Here is a 16,895-nt window from a genome sequence, read left to right on the forward strand (position 1 = left end):
ACGGGACAGACCCGGGCGTCCTGGAATGAGACAGGCGCAAGCAGGCCTCTGCCCCACCCGTCACACCACTGGCCTCACCAGGCAGAGTCGCCACTGCAGCCCCACCGGCAACACAGCGACGGAGAGGACAAACAGTTCCAAAAAATGACACTCAAGTTGAAAACGACCTCATAGACGCCATCTCATTTGGCGACTCTGCGGTAGCAGATGAGGGTGCAGGCGATGCTGGTGAAGGCGAGGAAGTGTTCGGCTTTGCGTTCGTAGCGGCGGTGGAGTCGGCGACAGCCGGCGAGCCAGGCCATGGTGCGTTCGATGAGCCGGGCGGTGGCGGCCCAGACGTTGCGAAGACTCGATGCCCTTGCGGGCGATGCGGTGTGTGGTGCCGCGTCCACGTAGCCATTTCCGCAGGTGGGCGTAGTCATAGCCCTTGTCTGCATGGAGCTTGCCGGGCTTGCGCCGCCGGCGTCCGCGGCGCGACCTGATGGGAGGTATGCCGCGGACGAGGGGTTCGAGTGCCTGGCTGTCGTGCAGGTTCGCCCCTGAGATTCCGACGGACAGGGGCAGACCGGTCCTCTCGGTGATCAAGTGGATCTTCGATCCGTACTTGCCCCGATCGACAGGATTCGGACCTGTCAGGTCCCCCTTTTCAGGGCCCGCATGTTGACGGAATCGATCGCGCAGCGGGACTAGTCCAGCTCGCCGCGGGCGCCGAGTTCGTCGAGGACTAAACGGTGGAGCTTGGCCCACACCCGCGCCTTCGTCCACTCGGAAAAGCGCCGGTGGGCTGTCGCCCCCGATGGTCCGAACGATGCCGCGGGCAGCTGCTGCCAGGTACAGCCCGAGGTGGCGACGAACACGATCGCCGCCAGAGCGACCCTCCTGACCCCCCAGCTACTGCAGGCTGCCGTCAGCGGCCCGCCCGTGTCCGCACTCGGGCGGACACGGGCGGGCCGGCACAGGCGCAGTGCATCCGCCCGGGTGGCGTTCAACACGTCGATCACCGGCTGCTCAGCGGTGCCCTTGACCTTCACGTACACCCCGCCTTCCGCGACCGGCCACACGTCTACCTCCACCGGTCGGCGGGCATAGTCGGCGGTCTCGAACTCCCACGCCCAGCGGGCCCAGACCGGTTCGATGCACAGCGGGCTGCCGTCCGGCGCGTACGACACGAGCGCGGACCACCACGCCGGTAGCCGGGCGTCCGCTCCGCTCCCACACCGGAGCCAGCGCCCACCACTGGCACTCCTCTGATCATGAAGCCGATCTTCCCTGCCTGCCTCGGGTTACGTCCCCGTCGGTTTCACCGTCAGCTTCCTGCGGACCCGGCCGCCTGCTTTCGGTAGGTGCGGGCAGTCCACCAGGCCCCCACGCTGTACCACTTGGGGTTGTACCCCAGATCGTGGCGGGCGACGTCCAGGAACGCCGACTGCGCCGCCAGGAACTCCTTCTGCGCAGTCTGGAACTCGGCGCGGTCCAGGCCGAAGTTCGGCAGCGCCCGGGTCAGAGCCTCAGCCTTCTCAAGTACGAAGGCCGGGGCGCACAGCCGTATCCCAGACATCGCGCCGAGCAGCTCGTCACCGGCATCGGTCAGCCGCCGTATCGCCTCCTCGACCGTATGCTCCGCAACCGTGTCCTGAGGCCCGGTGCGCTGCCCGTTCAACCAGTTCGCGGCCGAGCCCACCCGAGCGACCGCGTCCAGGAACCGCCGATAGGCCTGCCCCCGCTCCTCCGCACTCCCCACCCGCGGCACCCCCTGCGGCCGATACCGGCCCATCAGCGATGCCGTCACCTGTCCTGCCGCGCGTATGCCCGCGCTCACCGTTGAAGGTTCCATGCCGAGCGTTCTACACCACGCCCCACACACGCTCGCCGCCTCCCCGTCCACACCCCGGACGCCGCTGTAAACTCCAGCCAGACATGCCGATGGCGGTGGCGACTGCGGCTGCCCTGCCCTCGGCCGCCTTCGCGGCCCTCCGCTCGTCGGCCCGGGCCTTCCGCTGCGCCGCGGCGGCCTCCCTTTTGACCTCCTGCTCCTGCTCGGCGGCCCGCTGGCCGGCCAGGGCGGCCTGGCGCTGTTCGTACTGCTCCAACCGGGGGCCTGCCGGATCTGCACGTGGTGGGCCGTCCCCGGGGCCGTGGACGCCTGGCACAGCGCGAAAGCCGTGCCAGCAGTGACTGCGCTTGGGACGGGGCAGCTGCCGCGCCGGTGCTCGACCACGGTGTCCGGGCACCGCCCGATGAGCTGGCCGGCCCGGGGCGGCCACGGTCGTCGCGCACCATACGCACGGCTCCGCCTTGACTGCCTGTCTAAGGGTCATCTCTCCCCTCCTCCCGACTTCGCCATACGGAGGGTCACTTGCTGGCCTGGCGCCGAACAGGACGCCGAGTCGCGCAAAGTTGAGGACGAGCTGACGGTGAGCGTCTAGCCTGCGAGCACGGGGACAGGGAGCGGCCGTCGTGCTCTTGGCGGCGGGGAGATTAGGGGGCTGCGATGGCAGGGCTTTCAGCGGGGGCGCGGTGGGTTGTGCGGGGGGCGGTGGTGGTTGCCGCTGTCGTCGCGGTGGGGTTGCTTGGGGTCGTAGCCGTGGCCGATCTTGATGCCGGGGACAAGGTCGCAAGCGTCGTGGGTGCTGTTCTCTCGGGTGCGGGGCTGGTGGTCGCGGTCCTCGCCCTGGTGCGGGACAGCGCTCCCTCGGTTACGCCGGGGGTGCGGGCCGGGCAGGGAGGCGTAGCTGCTGGCGGGTATATCACCGGCAGCGCCCTGGGCGCGGATTCCCGCGTGGCCGCGCGGCCTCCAGCGACATCAGGCACAGCGGGACCAACAGGTCCGCCGGCGGACAGGGGAAGCATCGTGGCCGATCCGGGCGGGATCGCGGCAGGGGGCGACATCAGCGGCAGCGCTCTCGGCGATGGCAGCCAGGTCCAATGACACCGCTTTGGCCGTGGAGCAGGCGCAAGGACGTCCCCGCCGAAGAGGGCAACACGGTTTCAGGTGCCGGACCCGTCAGCGAGCCCGACGTCAAACGGCTGCCCCCTGAGCAACTGTCGTCGCTGGGGTCGGTGAGCGCAGCGACCTACGGGACGGCTGCTGGGCGCGACATCGCCGGGAGCGCCCTGGGGGCAGGCAGCGTCGTCGCCAACTTTCATCTTCCTGCCGTGGCAGCGCCGGTCACATGGCCGCTCTGCGTTGGGGCACTGCCGCTGCTCGCCTCCTCCTTCCAGCCCCGCCCTGTGCTACGCGCGATCATTGATGAGGCGCGGAGCACGGGGGAAGATGTGGTGCTTGCGCAGGTGCTGTCCGGGGGCGGCGGTGTGGGCAAGTCGCAGTTCGCCGCCTCCTACGCCCACGACGCCATACGCGCGGGCACCGATCTCGTGCTGTGGGCAAGCGCGACGGAGATACAGCAGGTCGTAGCCCTTTTTGCCCACACAGCGCGGCTCGTCCAGGCCCCCGGTGCCTTGGGCCAGGACGTTGAGGCCGATGCACGGGCCTTTCTGGGGTGGCTGGCTGTGACCAGGCGCAGATGGCTGGTCGTCCTGGACGACGTCACCGACCCGGCCGGGCTCGCACCGTGGTGGCCCGGGGTTCACTCCGGGCAGGGGTGGGTCCTGGTCACCAGCCGCCTTCAGGACGGCCGATTGACGGCCCAGGGCCGCCGGAAAATCGACGTCGACGTGTACACCTCTGAGGAGGCGGTGGCCTACCTCAATGACCGGCTGACCGCCGATTCCCTGCCCCACCTCCTCGACGGCGCCCAAGAGCAGCTCGCCCATGAGCTGGGCTTTCTGCCGCTCGCGCTCGGGCACGCGGTCGCCTATCTGATCAATCAGCAGATGACCTGCGCCGACTACCTCAAGCTGCTCCGCGACCGGGAGCGGAGTCTGGACGAGGTGCTGCCCGAATGGGCAGATGCCGAGAACTACGGCCGCCAGGTCACCGCCGCATTGCTGCTCTCCCGTGCCGGGGCCGAGGCTGCCTCCCCGCGCGGACTCGCCCTCCCCGTGCTGCAGCTCACCGCGCTCCTGGACCCCGCCGGGCAACCGGCCGCACTCTGGGGCAGCAGCGCAGTACTGAGCTATCTCGCAGGACTCGACACCGACGAGCATCGAATACCGGTTCCAGTGTCCGAATCGCAAGTCCGGGAGAGTCTCCTCGCCCTGCACCGGTACGCGCTCATTACCCACGACTTGCAGAGCACTGGTCAGGAGGTCCGGATCCATGCGCTGACTGCCCGCGCGGTCCAAGAGGCAACTCCCCACGCGTTGCAGTCTCTCCTCGCGCGGACCGCCGCTGACGCTCTGTTCGAAATTTGGCCCGACGGCCCGAGCCCTGACCGCGAATTCTCCGCCGTCCTGCTTGCCAACACCGTCACGCTCACCCGGCACCCCGGACGGTACCTGTGGGAGAGCGAGACCCACGAGGTGCTCTTCCATGCCGGCAGAACCATGGTCTCCAGCGGCCTGTTCCAGTCCGCCCTCTCCTATTGGAAGCTTCTCCTCACCGTCACTGAGGAGAAGCGCGGGCCCGAACACGCCGATACGCTGAACGCACGCACCTCTCTCGCTTCGACGTACAACCTGCTCGGCCAGTACAGCGAGGCGCAGCTGTTGCAGGAGCAGGTCCTCGCCGATCGCATTCGCATGTACGGCGGCGATGACCCAGACACCCATACATCGCGCGCCTATCTCGCTGTTACTTACAGCCACCTCGGCGACTACGAGACCGCCCTTCGTTTGGAAGAGCAGGTCCTGGCAGCGCGCATCCGCACCGTCGGTGACGAGCACTCGGACACCCATTGGGCCTGGGCCAACCTCGCGGTCACCTACAACCAGCTCGGCCGGCACACGGACGCCCTCCCGCTGTGCGAACAAGTCCTCGCCGCACGCCTGCTTCGCGACCCCCCTGAGCAAGACCCCGATACGCACCTTGCTCGCAGCAACCTTGCTGCCACCTACAGAGAACTCGGCCGCCACGACGAGGCCCTCTCCCTGTGCGAGCAGGTGCTGGCCGCGTACACCGAGATCCATGGCGAGGACCATCCCGACACCTACCTCGCACGCGCCAACCTCGCCGGCGCCCACCACCATCTCGGCCACCACCATGCCGCCGCCCTGCTGGAGGAACAGGTCCTGACAGGGCGCATCCGCCTCTTGGGCAGCGACCACCCCGACACACACCGGGCCCGCGCCAATCTCGCCGTCACCTACAACAAACTCGGCCGGCACCACGATGCTCTCCCCCTAGCCGAGCAAGTTCTCGCGGCACGTATCCGCCTCCTCGGAGATGATCACCCCCACACCACCCGCGCCCGCGACGTCCTCGCCTCCACTCATCGCCTCCTAGACGCTTCCGACACGGAGGCATAAGGGCTCCACACCGTAAGGCGCTGTTGACCAACGGGTCAGGCCAGTGGCCATCCGCAGCTCAGATGGTCCGGTCTTCGATGCCCGGCAGAAATGACGACGCTGCACCGGCATGAAGAGCGACAGCTGACGGCGCGGCGCCGCCCCCGCGGCGCTGATGGCCGCCATCGTGCAGCCATCGAGGCGCCGGTGCAGTGGAGCGGTCCGCGGGGCGAGGAGGAGTTCCTCGTACCGGCCAAGGGCGAGAACGGCGGCGAGGAGTGCTCCGGGCAGGGCCAGCGCGAGGAAGGCGGCCGTCGGTGCCGCCGGGTCCGGCATCACGCGCCGGCCACGCCGGGGAGGGCGGCGCCGGTAAGGACCTCGGGCGGGGGGAGATCGAAGGCGTGGGCGAGTCCGCCGAGATCCTGCTCCATGGGATGCATGGGCCCGGTGGTGCCGTGCCGTACGAAGACCCTGATGCCTGGCGGGCCGATACCGGTGCGGTCCGCGAGGGCCTGCACCCTGAGGTGCCGGCGGCGCAGGGCTCCTTCATGAACGTGCGACAGCTCTGCCATTTGCCGCTCATGCCCCGCCCCGTGCCCCTCATGCCGCGCCGTATCCGAGGATGGCCCCGATGCTCGTGAGATACAGCGATGCAGCAGCTGAGGGAGGGCGTCGGCAGCTGCCTGGCGTCCGCGCAGAGTCGGTTCAGGCGCCGCGCGCCGACGAGGCACACAGGATCGAGGCCGATGGGCGGGGCGGGAAGCGTTGGTCGGCACCGTGGCCGGCCTGCGGCACGTGCCGCCCTCGTGGAGCGCTTGGCTAGAGCCAGCCGTTGCGGCGGAAGGATCGGTAGAGGAGCCCGGATGCCAGAGCCATGAGTCCGAGGGCGAGCGGATAGCCGTAACTCCAGCCGAGCTCGGGCATGTGCTCGAAGTTCATCCCGTAGACGCCAGCGACCATGGTGGGGATCGCGAAGATCGCCGCCCAGGCCGAGATGCGGCGCATGTCGTCGTTCTGCCAGGTCCCCACCCGCGCCTGCTGCGCGTCCAGGACCGAGTTCAGCAGCTCGTCCAGGGATCGAACCTCGGTGTCGGTACGGTTCAGATGGTCCTCGACGTCACGGAAATAGGGCAGCACCCGCGGCGGGTAGCCCCGCCCGTCCTGAGCCGGGCCGATCAGGAGTCCTTGCAGGACGGGTACGAGCGGCTGTACCGCGTCACGAAACTCCCGCACCTCGCGCTTGAGGGAGTAGATCGCCTCGGTGTGGTCCACGCGCGAGGTGGAGAAGACGCAGTCCTCCAGCTGCGTGAGCGCGGATCGCACCTTGTCCGCGGAGTCGCTGTAGGCGTCCACGACCACGTCCAGTACGGCATGCAGAACGGACAGCGGGCCGAAGCGCAGCATGTCGGGGTCGGCTTCGAGGCGACGGGCGGCTTCAGCGGCCGGATCGACCGGGCCGTGCCGCACGGTGAGCACGTACCTCGGGCCGACGAATACCATCAGTTCCCCGGTCTCCACGGCCGTATCCGCATCGACGTACCAGAGCGTCTTCACCGCGACGGCCAGCACGTCACCGAAGCGCTCACGCTTGGGGCGCTGCTGTGCCTGGACGGCGTCCTCGACCGCCAGGGGATGCAGTCCCAGCTCTTCTCCCAGCTTGACCAGTTCGGCCTCGGCCGGATCGACCAGGCGCACCCAGCCGAACTCGCCCTCGCCCAGCCCCCGCAGCCGCTTCAACACCAGCTGGCAGGCCTCGTCCTCCAGGCCGCACTCCACGACCTGTGCCCGCCCGGACCGTTCCTCGTACATGACGCATTCCATCTCACGCACATGCTTCAACCTGCCGGATTCATGCACCACCGGCCGAGCTGCGCTGTCGTCCTCGTGGCTTCGTCTGGCTTCTTCTTGCCCGACAAACCACCCACCTCGATGAGTGTTCCGGCGGCTTCCGCCTCGCGGCCGTCGTACGGCCCGTGCTGGCCCGCGCCGGGCGGTGACGGGCCATCACCCTCACCGCCTGGCAGAGGGGTTCAGCGACGTCTGGAGATGCGGCCCGCCCCGATACCCGCCACGTGCAGGCCAGGGCCAGCAGGCCGAGCAGCGTGACGTTCGTCGACGAGAACACATCGTTGGTGCCGATACTCGCTGCGTTGATCAGGAACGCGATGAAGAAGAGTACCGCTGCCGCTATACCGAACATGAACAAGCTCCTCTCGAAGGGTGCTGCTCGTATGCCCCCCAGCACTGCCGCAAGCCCGCACCACTGCTCACGCGCCACGCCCCGGGTTCCGGGGCCGGTCAGCCGTATCGCTGCAGCAGCCCGTCCACGTACGCCTCCAGCCGTTCTCCCAGCACCTCGGAGGTCAGATCGTCCCGCCCCAGGTCGCGCCACGGCCCGGCCAGCTTCGCCGCGTCGGGGCAGTAGTGCAGGGCGTCGAGCAGCCGCCAGTACAGGTGGTCGGGGTCGTCGGCGAGGTCGCGGCCCCCGTACGCCTCGTACCGCGCGCGGAATTCCATTCCGTACGCCGGCCCGTGCAGCAGCGCAAGTGCGGTCGAGCAGTGTGCCACGTCCAGGTCGGCAGGTCCCCACGAGGTCTCGACCCAGTCCACGACGCCGGTGATCTGCAGCCCCAACCCGGTTCCCGTGAAGAGCACGTTCCCGGGGTGGAAGTCGCGGTGCAGAAAGCAGCCTTCGTACGGCGGCGCGTCGCGGCGGATCACGTCCACGGCCCGCTCCCACAGGGAGCCGTCCGGATTGCGGACGTGCTCCGGGGACGTCCACGCCTGGTACGTGCGCGGTGTTTCGGCCGGTACGACGTTGTGGACGCGGACGAGCTGGGCCGCGAGCAGGTCCATGCGCCGGTCGAGGTCCTCCTCGTCCACGCGGACGCGACCCGGCAGAGCGGACATCAAGAGGGTCGGGTGGTCGCAGTGCTCGCCCGTGGCATCGACAGCGACGAACCCGGGAGCGGGGATGCCATCCTGCCCGGCGAGCATGGTCAGGACGGACGCCTCGCGGGCCAACAGCCCGGGCCCATGGTGGCGGAAGAACGGCTTCACGAAAGTCCGTTGGACCAGGTCCGTGCCGTCGTCGAGCGTGACTCGGCGCATCTGTGAGCTCCAGCCACCGGACAGGAGGCGTGCGCCGGCGACCGACCGACCGTGTCCGACCTGCTTGGCCACCCACGCACGTGTGGCCGTCCAGCCACGGTCGTCGAGACCGGTCAGCACCGCCTCCACGAACTCCCGGCGGTCGTCACCGTGATCGCGGAACCACATTGCCAGCTGGTGCTGTGCGTCCGGAAGGTCGAACCGCGTGTACTGGGCGCGCGTGACCAGCGCATCCTGTACGGCCTCGGTCACCGCCGACGGGATCACCGGGTCCGTGCCCGGCACGGCGAGCACAGCCCGGCCCTCGTACGCCCGAAGCACTTGGAGCGCGGGCGCCTCACGCCAACTCTCCAGCCGCCGGATAATGACGCTGAACTGGCCGTTTCCGTCCCCGAAGGGCACGTCCCATGCCTTGGTGGTGTACACGGCGGGCGCGCACAGCCCCACCGCCGCCACTCGATCCCCATAGTGCCGGACGAGATCGGTCACCGTCTGCCCGCTCATGCTGAACCCCACCAGGACCAGCGGCCCGTCGGCCCCCGCGTACGCGTCGATCACCGCGACGGCCTGCTCGAACCGTCGCCGCAGGCTCAGCTCACCGAGCTTCCCGGTACTTTCGCCGTGCCCGGAAAAGTCGAAGCCGAGCCCGCGGCAGCCGCGGGCCACGAACTCCCGCAGCAGCGGGAGCAGTCGCTCCGTACTGCTGGTGCCTGCGCCATGGAGCACTACGGCCGTGGCCCCGGACAGATCACCGCCGTAAACACCGCTGAGCCGTTCACCGTCGTAGTCGTGCGTGAAGTCGAAGAGCATGCCCCATTCACTCACGCCGTGGTCTGCGTCTGCCGGGAATGTCACTACCTCTCCGACCTGGGCCGTCACCTGCTCAGGGGTGGACGGTCGGAGTACCGAGGGCGACTCAGAGAGGGGTCGTCGACGTTCGACGCTGCGGTCACCGGACCGTACGGCGCCTCGCCACGCGGCCCATGCCAGGGCGTCCGCGGCGGGTGGTGAGCATGGCGGTGTACTCCGTCGACACCTGCCGGTCGCGCAATGACGGCCCGTCAGTTCTCAGGAAGTGCGGCGAGCCAGCGGTCGTCCCGAAACTCGGCAGGCACCTCGTCCTCCCACGGATCGATCCCCCGGCGTTCCAACTCGTCGAACCACCGGTCCCGCTGTGACTCGGGGAGACGCCGCCCGCACCAGGGACAGAAGTCAATCGTGATGCTCGAGGTGCCCCCGTCATGGATGACCAGCCCATACTCCCTGAACTTGGCACTGAAGCTGATCAGCGCGTCCGGGCAGGCGAAGGGGTCGTCGTGCTGGTCGCAGCGCGCGTTCGCGCGGCTGTTCATCGCCTCGCAGCAGTGGTGGGTCATGACCTCGTCTTTCGTTGATCGGTACTGCACCCAGAAGAGCCGCTCGCGACGCCGGAGCCCGCACGGGCCCGCGGGGCTTCTAGTAACAGCTCATGCGCGAACCGTCGGGGCGGCCTCGGCGGACCACGAGAACCAGGTCCGGACGTCCACGCCGAGCAGGGCCCTCGGGTCCGGCGCCACCCCGTATATCTCGCGAAGCATCTCGGGCGAGTCGAAGGCGAGGGTGATGCTCGGCCGGTCGGCGGATTCGAAGCAGAAGACAGCCATCCGGCCGTCGGGCCCCACGTTCAGCTCCTGCACCGGACGCCATCCCGCCGCTTGCGCCTCCCGGCCGTAGTACTCCAGCACTTCTTCCCTGGTCCCGCCGTACGCGTACAGCCGCTGCGCGGAGAGCCAGGCGCCCGCGGTGTCGTCGACACAGGAGGACCCGGCCCACGGACCGCCGACGGACACGGCTCCCTCGGGACGCAGCGCCAGCGCGGGCAGCTCGTCGAGCTCGGCCACGGCCGGCCCGGTTCCCTCGCAGGTCTCGAACGGGGGGAGGAGGGAGCATCCGCTCAGGCCGGTCCCGACGAGCAGGACCGCCAACAGCACCCGCACGGCGCGCATGTTCATGGCGAGATTATGACCTCTGCCCGACAGGGAGCACCCCGTCACCTGCGAGCCACCGAGCACGTGCCCGCAGAGGGGACCCTGCTCTCCATACTACGGCGGGAAGGGTGGACTATGACCGGAGCGCACGGGCCTCCTGCTGGCTGCGGGCAGAGAGCGCAGGAGGACGCCACCGGGTGAGGGCATCACCGTTCAAGCGACGTAGGCATGCCGTCCGGGATCATGTCGGGCCGTGAGGAACCCAGTTGAGCGCAGCGGGTGGCGGAAGACGCCTCCGCGGTCGATGGCTGTGCCCGGCTGTTCGCCGCGACCAGCCCGGCGCGGAGCCGGGTCACATCCAGGACGTCGCGGCTTCCTCACACCGAGGTGAACCGGACGCCTCCACGGGTGTCCGGGGTCGGCGAGGGCCACGTTCTCGCCGACCCTCCCGTGCGTTGCCGGGTGTCCGCCGCCCTCGCGGGCGCGTGACGTCGCGGAACCCGGGCAGGTGCGGTTCATGGACACACTGAAGGGCTGGGAACGGGCGATCGAGCGGGCCGAGCAAGCACTGGTGGAGAAGCTGTTCGGCAGTGATGCGGAGGCGGAGGTGGTCGAGGCGCTGCTCCGAACGTGCGACGAGGAGGCCGTCGTGTGCAGCTCCCACCGCACCGTGGTGCCGAACGTGTACACCGTCGAGCTGCCTCCGCCCGTGTACGCCGAGATCGGCCCGCACCTCACGGTCGTGGGGCAGGAGCTGACCGACCGGCTGGAGCGCCACGGTGAGCGCCAGGGCTACGAATGGGCCGGGCCGCTGACCGTGCAGCTTGCCGCGGCCGAGCACGTCCCCAACGGCCGCTACCAGGTCCGCTGTGCCCCCATGGCACACATCACGTCCGCGCCGCTGAGCGCTCCGGACGCGTAACCCGGCAGCCCCGTCGCGAACTTTCCGGACAACACGACAGCTAGCAGGACGAAGCCCCGCAGGGCACGTCGAGTGAGACAATCCGGATCTCATGGGCGGATGGCTCCGCTCGCGGCAGCAACAGCCTGCGCGACTTCCACAGCGCCGGACGCCTGGAGCCGCAGCACTGCCACCTCGGGGCCGAACGCGACCACGAGACCACCATGCGGTGCGGCTGTGAGCGCGTGCACGGGCAGAGGGAGCAGATAGTCGGTGGTGGGCCTGCGCCCTGTGGCCAGGTCGAGGAACCGCACGGTGTCGTCATGGCTGACGGCCGCCACGAGTTGCCCGTCATCGGTCCTGGTGACGGCCATCGCCCCGCCCGCACCTGGTTCGGTGAGTTCGTGGCTGCCGACCTGAGTCATGGAGCCGAGGTCCCACAGGCAGACCGTTCCGTCCCGCCCCTTTGTCATCGCGGCAGGACCGCTGGGCAGCGTCGCGGTGGCCACAGAGATCACCCAGTCGGTGTGGCCGGTCAATGGCTCGTCGACCTGGCGGCCGGTGGTGAGGTCCCACAGCCGCACCGACTTGTCCCAGCCGCCCGTCACCGCGACGGGCCGTCCGTCCAGAACGGTGGTGGCAACGGCTGTGACACGGCTGGAGTGACCGGTGAGGGGTGCCCACAATGCCTTGCCGGTGTGGAGATCCCACACCCCCACGGTCCGGTCACTGCCCGCGGTGACCGCTATGGGCGCTCCGTCCAGGGTTGCCGTGGCCATGGCGAGGACTCTGCCGTGGTGGCTGGGCGTTGCTGGGCGAACTTCTCGGCCGGTGACGGGATCGAGAACGTGCAAGGTCGCGTCGGGGCCGGCGGTCACGACGACCGGGCACCCGTCCACCATCGCTGTCGACATGACGGCTGCCTCGTTGTGCAGGGCACCGGTGACCTGCCGACCGGTGATCGCATCCCACGTCTGTATGGTCTTGTCGGAGCCTGCGCTGATGACCACAGGTCGACCGTCGAGAATCGTCGTGGCGAGGGCGACCACGGCGCCGACATGTCCGCATCGGTGTCGGCCGCTATCGTGGGCCCGGGTCAGATCCCACATGCGCACCGTGCGGTCATCGCCAGCGGTCAGGGCCACCGGACGTCCCTCCACGACGGTGGTGTCGAGGTCCCACACCTGGCCGGTGTGCCCGGTTAGGGGCTCGCCCTGCTGCTCCCGGGTCTCCAGATCCCAGACCCGCACGGTCTGGTCGAGGCCGACGGTCAACGCCAGCGTCCCTTGTCCGGAGGTCACAGTGTCCACGGCGCACACCCGATCCGTGTGGCCGGTGAGCGGCCGGCCCGAGGGCCACCCTTCGACCGCGTCCAGCACCGTGACCGCGCCGTCCTTTTCGGCGGCGAGCGTGACCATTCGCCCCTGCAGTACCAGGGACCGGGAAGTGGCCCGAGGGCCGGCTCCTACCGCGTTCCCGGCACTGATCCGACCGCCTCTGCGGCCCGCGACCAGGTCCCATAGGTCCGTTCGCTCGCCCGGGTCGGGGGACAGGGCCAGTAGTCCGTCCCCGGTAGGGACACTCCCCATGGCCCGGACGCCATCGATGCGTTGACGACTCGTCGTCAGGTCCCAGACATGCAGTGTCTGATCGGCTCCCGCACAGAGCACGACCCGGCTCGCGCCCAGGACCGCGGTCCCGCGTCTTCGGATGGACGCCCCCTTGTCGCGGTAGTCGGCAGTCCAGTTCCCGACAAGTTCCGGTTCGGCCTGGTAGTCGAGCGTAACGGCGACCACTCGGCCGTTGACCGCCGTCACAGCTGACACGCCGGACAAGCCCTCCGCCTCGGAGAACTCCAACTCTGCCAGCTCGGCGCCTTGGACCATGTGACCGGTGACGAGGTCCCACGTGCGCGCCACCTCGCCTTCCTCCCCGACGACAGCGAAAGGACGCCGCCCTTCGACGAGGAAGGCATCCACGACTGGAAGACATTCGGCGACTTGACGGTCGGCCATCAGATCCCACACCTGGACCGGCTGGTCCACAGCGGCGGTGACGGCGATGAGGCGCCCGTCCAGCACGCCCATGTCCCTGACCCAGGGAAACGCACTGATCCGGGCCCCGGTGAGCAGGTCCCACACCTGCAGCGTCTGGTCCTTCCCCATGGTCAAAGCCACGCGGCGGCCAGCCGGGGTCGCGCAGTCCACCATGTCGACGAGTTCGCCCGCCGAACGGCCCGTCTCCAGATCCCACACCCCCACCGGCCCATCGGCGTGCAGTGTGAACGCCACGGCACGGTCGTCCACCAGAGCCGTGGCCACGGCCCGCAGCTCGGCCGGCATGGACGACACCGGGTCGGTACGGCCCGTCATCAGCTCATGCCGCAGGCTCCCGGTCGTCAAGTCCCATACGCGCACTGCCCCGTTCCTGCTTCCCGCTACGACGACCGGCCGGCCGTCGACAACCGTCGTCGACACGGCCGTCACAGGAGCACCGTGGCCCGTGAACGTGCGCAGGAAGCGAGGGTCGCAAGCAGAGCCGCTCGCCCACTGCGGACCCCACTGCGGACCGGGCTGCCCCGGCACATCCGCGCTGCCGAACCAGGCAGCCAGCTCCGTGTCACCCAACCGTGCAGCCTCCAGCATCAGCACCTGGCGTCGCTGAACCGGTGCCAGCGTCCGGCGCACTTCCGCCGAAGCCCGGTACGCCGCTGCTACGGCCCGGCTCCGAGAGTCGTCTGCGTGGGCCAACAGCTCGATGACACGGTCCGGTTCCGTCGTGAGGAGCAGACTGGGATTCGACAGCAAGGAATGCACGTCGCGCGGGTCCATCACTGGTCGTTCGCTCATGCACCCGAGACTATGATCCGGCACTGACATCGGGGGCGCAGTGTGGGTGCATCGTGAGGCGGCAGTCTCCGCGTCAGGCGCCAGCTCTGCAACCGACACGACCCTTTTCGGTGAACCGTGCAGGCCGGGCCTGTCGAACACGGGGGGTGAGTCGCGTCGGTGGGGCTGATCCTTTGGAGTGGACCTGACAATGGATCTTGATGGTCCAGGGAGGGATGTCCAAGTGGGACGCAGGTCTCCGTATCCGGAGGAGTTCAGGAAGGACGCTGTCGCGCTCTATCGTGCTGCGGCCGGGAAGCGGACGTACGCGTCGGTGGCCACGGATCTCGGTGTTACCGCGGAGTCGCTGCGGACGTGGGTGCGCAAGGACGAGGCCCAGGCCGCGCCCGAGGGCCGCGATGACAGCGTGAGCACGACGGACGAGCTGGCCCGACTGCGAGCGGAGAACGCCAGGCTGCACAAGGCCGAGCAGGAGTGGCAGCTGGAGCGCGAGATTCTGCGCCGGGCAGCAGCCTATTTCGCCCGGGAGGTGAACGGCCGGCCGGTCTCGTCTGCATCGGCAGATCGTTATGGAGGAACCGGAGATGACCATCGAACTGGCGGCGGCCAGCGGCCCCGTTGTGCTGTTGGGGGGTTCTTGCGCTGTGGCGGCGCAAGGCCCAGTCGAAGCCGGCAGGTCTGCTTCGCGACGTCCGCGACCTGATCACCCTGCGCATGGCGCTGCGCGATGCCAAGCCCGACCAGCGCGAGAGCCTGCTGGCAGCGCACCGCAAGTGGCGAGTTGAGCCAGCCAAGAAGCCCCGAGGCTGAATGCCCGCTCCGCCGACAGTAGCCCTGCCCGCACGACGGCAGGCCCCCTGCGCCGATGGCACAGGGGGCCTGCCCAGGGGGCCTGATGCCTGTTGGGCGGCGCGGCTCCGCCAGACGGCAGCGGGCCGGCTGGCTGGCTGGCTACGGCGTTACCTTCTCGCCGGTGAATCGTTTCTCCGGTTGTCGCGACGGAATGCACACCGCTCCCCCGCGGTACCGCGACACCGGCCCGGGCGCCCCCTTCCCCCCCTTCGGCTCCCGGGCCCTACCACTTTGCGCTGGTCCGCAACAATGATTCGGCACCGGTGCAGCGGAGCAAGATGCAGCATCACCCACCGTCCCTGTCCGGGCTTCGGGCGCGCACGGCCGGGCTCGGGACCTAGAGGGTGCGCTGGCCTGCCCTTGCCAGTGCCGACCGGCAGAAGTCGCGGCGTTTGCCTCAGGTGCGGTGGCGGCGGCCGCCCGCCGTCCAGGCGGCCGCCGACACCTGACGCCGGTCAGTGGTGGCGGCGCCCCCAGGACTCGGCGTCGAACCGCTCCTTGCTCGCCGCCATCGTCGAGCTCGGCGGTGAGCTGGAGCTCCCAGCTACCCGTAACGGGCGCTTCAGGGGCGCGGTCGTCCCAGAAGGCTGCGCGGTCAGCGCCGGCCGCCGCCGATGCGGCGGTCGTCGGCCAGTGCGGTCAGCGGGCCGAACTCGCGGGCAAGCTGGTTCCACGTCAGAACCTCGCCACAGCGGGCCGGGAACTCCTTCGGGTTGAACTCGGGCATGGTCCAGGTGCCAGCGCCCCGGTCCCGCAGCCACAGGTCCCCGTTGGGTGGCCAAGAGGTCCGCGTTGCCGGTGAGCATGTCGGCGAGGACTTCGCGTTCGTTGGTCTTGGGGCTGGTCAGGGCCCAGGCGACCGGGAGTCCGCCGGGAGTGCAGAGCAGGTGCAGGCGGAGCCCCCAGAAGAACCGTGAGTGCGAGGCGCAGTAGCCGTAGCCGGCCCAGCCGGCCAGGTCGGATCGTTTGACGGTGGGCCGTGAGCGTGCGCATTCCACGGGGGTGGAGTCCACGATCCACACGTCGTCGTGCCACAGGGTCGGTGTCCCGGGCCAGGGTGCGGATGAACCGGCTGATCAGCGGGTTCGCAGCCCGCAGGCGCTTGTTGTAGCCGGACTGGCCAGGCAGGTAGGGGAACTCGGCGGCCAGATGGGCGCGGGCGAACCGCAGCCACCTGGCCTCGGAGACGAATCCGAGGACGGCCTGCATGACCGCCAGCGTCCGTAGAGTGCTGTCGCGAGGGTTTCGAGATCTGTCGTCACAAACGGATCAACGAGACCCTCGCTTCATGCCCCCGAAGACTTCGGCTCGTCTTCGAGGACGAGGCCGGATTCTCCATGACGCCGCCCCGCGCCCGCACCTGGGGCCGGCGCGGACACACCCCCGTCATCCGCGTCCGCGGTCGCTCCCGCCGCCGGACCTCGGTCGCCGCGCTGTGCTGCTACAAACCCGGCGAGAAGAGCCGTCTCATCCACCGGCCCCGCAACCATCTCCTGCTCAAGGACGCCCGCAAGAGCTTCTCCTGGCAGGACTACCGCGACCTGCTGGTGAGGGGCCCATATCCAGCTCGGCGGACCCATCGTGGTGATTTGGGACAATCTCAACACCCACCTGGCCGCCGGGCTGAAGCGGTATGAGGCCGAGCACGACTGGCTCACCACCATCCGCCTCCCGGCATACGCGCCAGACCTGAACCCGGTCGAAGCCGTCTGGTCGCTCGTGCGCAGAGCTACGGCCAACACCGCCTTCGACACCCCCGACGACCTCGACCGCACACTCCGTCGCGAGTTACGCAGAATCCAACTCCGACCCGACCTCATCGACGGCTGTCTCACAGCCACCGGTCTGACCATCAACCCCCCAACCCCA

Annotated in this window: 10 protein-coding genes and 4 pseudogenes; 4 read left to right on the forward strand and 10 right to left on the reverse strand. The window is 69.2% G+C overall.

The annotated features are described in order from the left end of the window. Positions 1-182: 182 nt before the first annotated feature. Both ACIBAD_RS36760 and ACIBAD_RS36765 read right to left on the reverse strand, forming a co-directional pair. Positions 183-1,001 (reverse strand): annotated as a pseudogene (locus ACIBAD_RS36760) (IS5 family transposase). A gap of 305 nt (positions 1,002-1,306) precedes the next feature. Continuing rightward, positions 1,307-1,819, reverse strand: a complete 513-nt coding sequence (locus ACIBAD_RS36765) for a hypothetical protein (protein ID WP_398911352.1) — start codon at positions 1,817-1,819, stop codon at positions 1,307-1,309. Between the two features lie 1,106 nt (positions 1,820-2,925). Here ACIBAD_RS36765 and ACIBAD_RS36770 point away from each other — a divergent pair. Then, on the forward strand, positions 2,926-5,367 hold the full coding sequence (locus ACIBAD_RS36770; protein ID WP_398911354.1) for a tetratricopeptide repeat protein: 2,442 nt from the start codon (positions 2,926-2,928) through the stop codon (positions 5,365-5,367). 314 nt (positions 5,368-5,681) lie between these two features. Here the strand turns inward: ACIBAD_RS36770 and ACIBAD_RS36775 are convergent, their stop codons facing one another. From ACIBAD_RS36775 to ACIBAD_RS36795, 5 genes are all read right to left on the reverse strand, one after another. Continuing rightward, entirely contained in the window at positions 5,682-5,918 is a 237-nt protein-coding gene (locus ACIBAD_RS36775) for an XRE family transcriptional regulator (RefSeq protein ID WP_398911355.1), read from the reverse strand. A 247-nt stretch (positions 5,919-6,165) separates the two neighbouring features. Continuing rightward, complete coding sequence (locus ACIBAD_RS36780; protein WP_398911357.1) at positions 6,166-7,155, reverse strand: magnesium and cobalt transport protein CorA; 990 nt, start codon at positions 7,153-7,155, stop codon at positions 6,166-6,168. Between the two features lie 489 nt (positions 7,156-7,644). Further along, entirely contained in the window at positions 7,645-9,267 is a 1,623-nt protein-coding gene (locus ACIBAD_RS36785) for an alpha/beta fold hydrolase (RefSeq protein ID WP_398911366.1), read from the reverse strand. A gap of 251 nt (positions 9,268-9,518) precedes the next feature. Continuing rightward, complete coding sequence (locus ACIBAD_RS36790) at positions 9,519-9,833, reverse strand: DUF6980 family protein (protein WP_398911360.1); 315 nt, start codon at positions 9,831-9,833, stop codon at positions 9,519-9,521. A gap of 90 nt (positions 9,834-9,923) precedes the next feature. Then, entirely contained in the window at positions 9,924-10,448 is a 525-nt protein-coding gene (locus tag ACIBAD_RS36795) for a hypothetical protein (protein WP_398911362.1), read from the reverse strand. A gap of 493 nt (positions 10,449-10,941) precedes the next feature. On the opposite strand from ACIBAD_RS36795, the gene ACIBAD_RS36800 reads away from it, so the two are divergent. After that, positions 10,942-11,346 carry a DUF3662 domain-containing protein gene (locus ACIBAD_RS36800; RefSeq protein WP_134068474.1) on the forward strand — a complete coding sequence of 135 codons (405 nt, stop codon included), beginning with the start codon at positions 10,942-10,944 and terminating at the stop codon, positions 11,344-11,346. 89 nt (positions 11,347-11,435) lie between these two features. Here the strand turns inward: ACIBAD_RS36800 and ACIBAD_RS36805 are convergent, their stop codons facing one another. Continuing rightward, positions 11,436-14,174: a WD40 repeat domain-containing protein gene (locus tag ACIBAD_RS36805; RefSeq protein WP_398911364.1), complete on the reverse strand. Its 2,739-nt coding sequence runs from the start codon at positions 14,172-14,174 to the stop codon at positions 11,436-11,438. A gap of 223 nt (positions 14,175-14,397) precedes the next feature. Here ACIBAD_RS36805 and ACIBAD_RS36810 point away from each other — a divergent pair. Next, positions 14,398-14,708: pseudogene (locus tag ACIBAD_RS36810) on the forward strand (transposase); the annotation flags it as partial. A 913-nt stretch (positions 14,709-15,621) separates the two neighbouring features. Here ACIBAD_RS36810 and ACIBAD_RS36815 read toward each other — a convergent pair. Beyond that, positions 15,622-15,753: a hypothetical protein gene (locus ACIBAD_RS36815; RefSeq protein ID WP_398911368.1), complete on the reverse strand. Its 132-nt coding sequence runs from the start codon at positions 15,751-15,753 to the stop codon at positions 15,622-15,624. 22 nt (positions 15,754-15,775) lie between these two features. Next, positions 15,776-16,262: pseudogene (locus ACIBAD_RS36820) on the reverse strand (transposase); the annotation flags it as partial. 101 nt (positions 16,263-16,363) lie between these two features. On the opposite strand from ACIBAD_RS36820, the pseudogene ACIBAD_RS36825 reads away from it, so the two are divergent. Then, a pseudogene (locus ACIBAD_RS36825) lies at positions 16,364-16,895 on the forward strand (transposase); the annotation flags it as partial.

It is taken from the genome of Streptomyces sp. NPDC051109 (assembly GCF_044455885.1).
GTDB lineage: Bacteria > Actinomycetota > Actinomycetes > Streptomycetales > Streptomycetaceae > Streptomyces.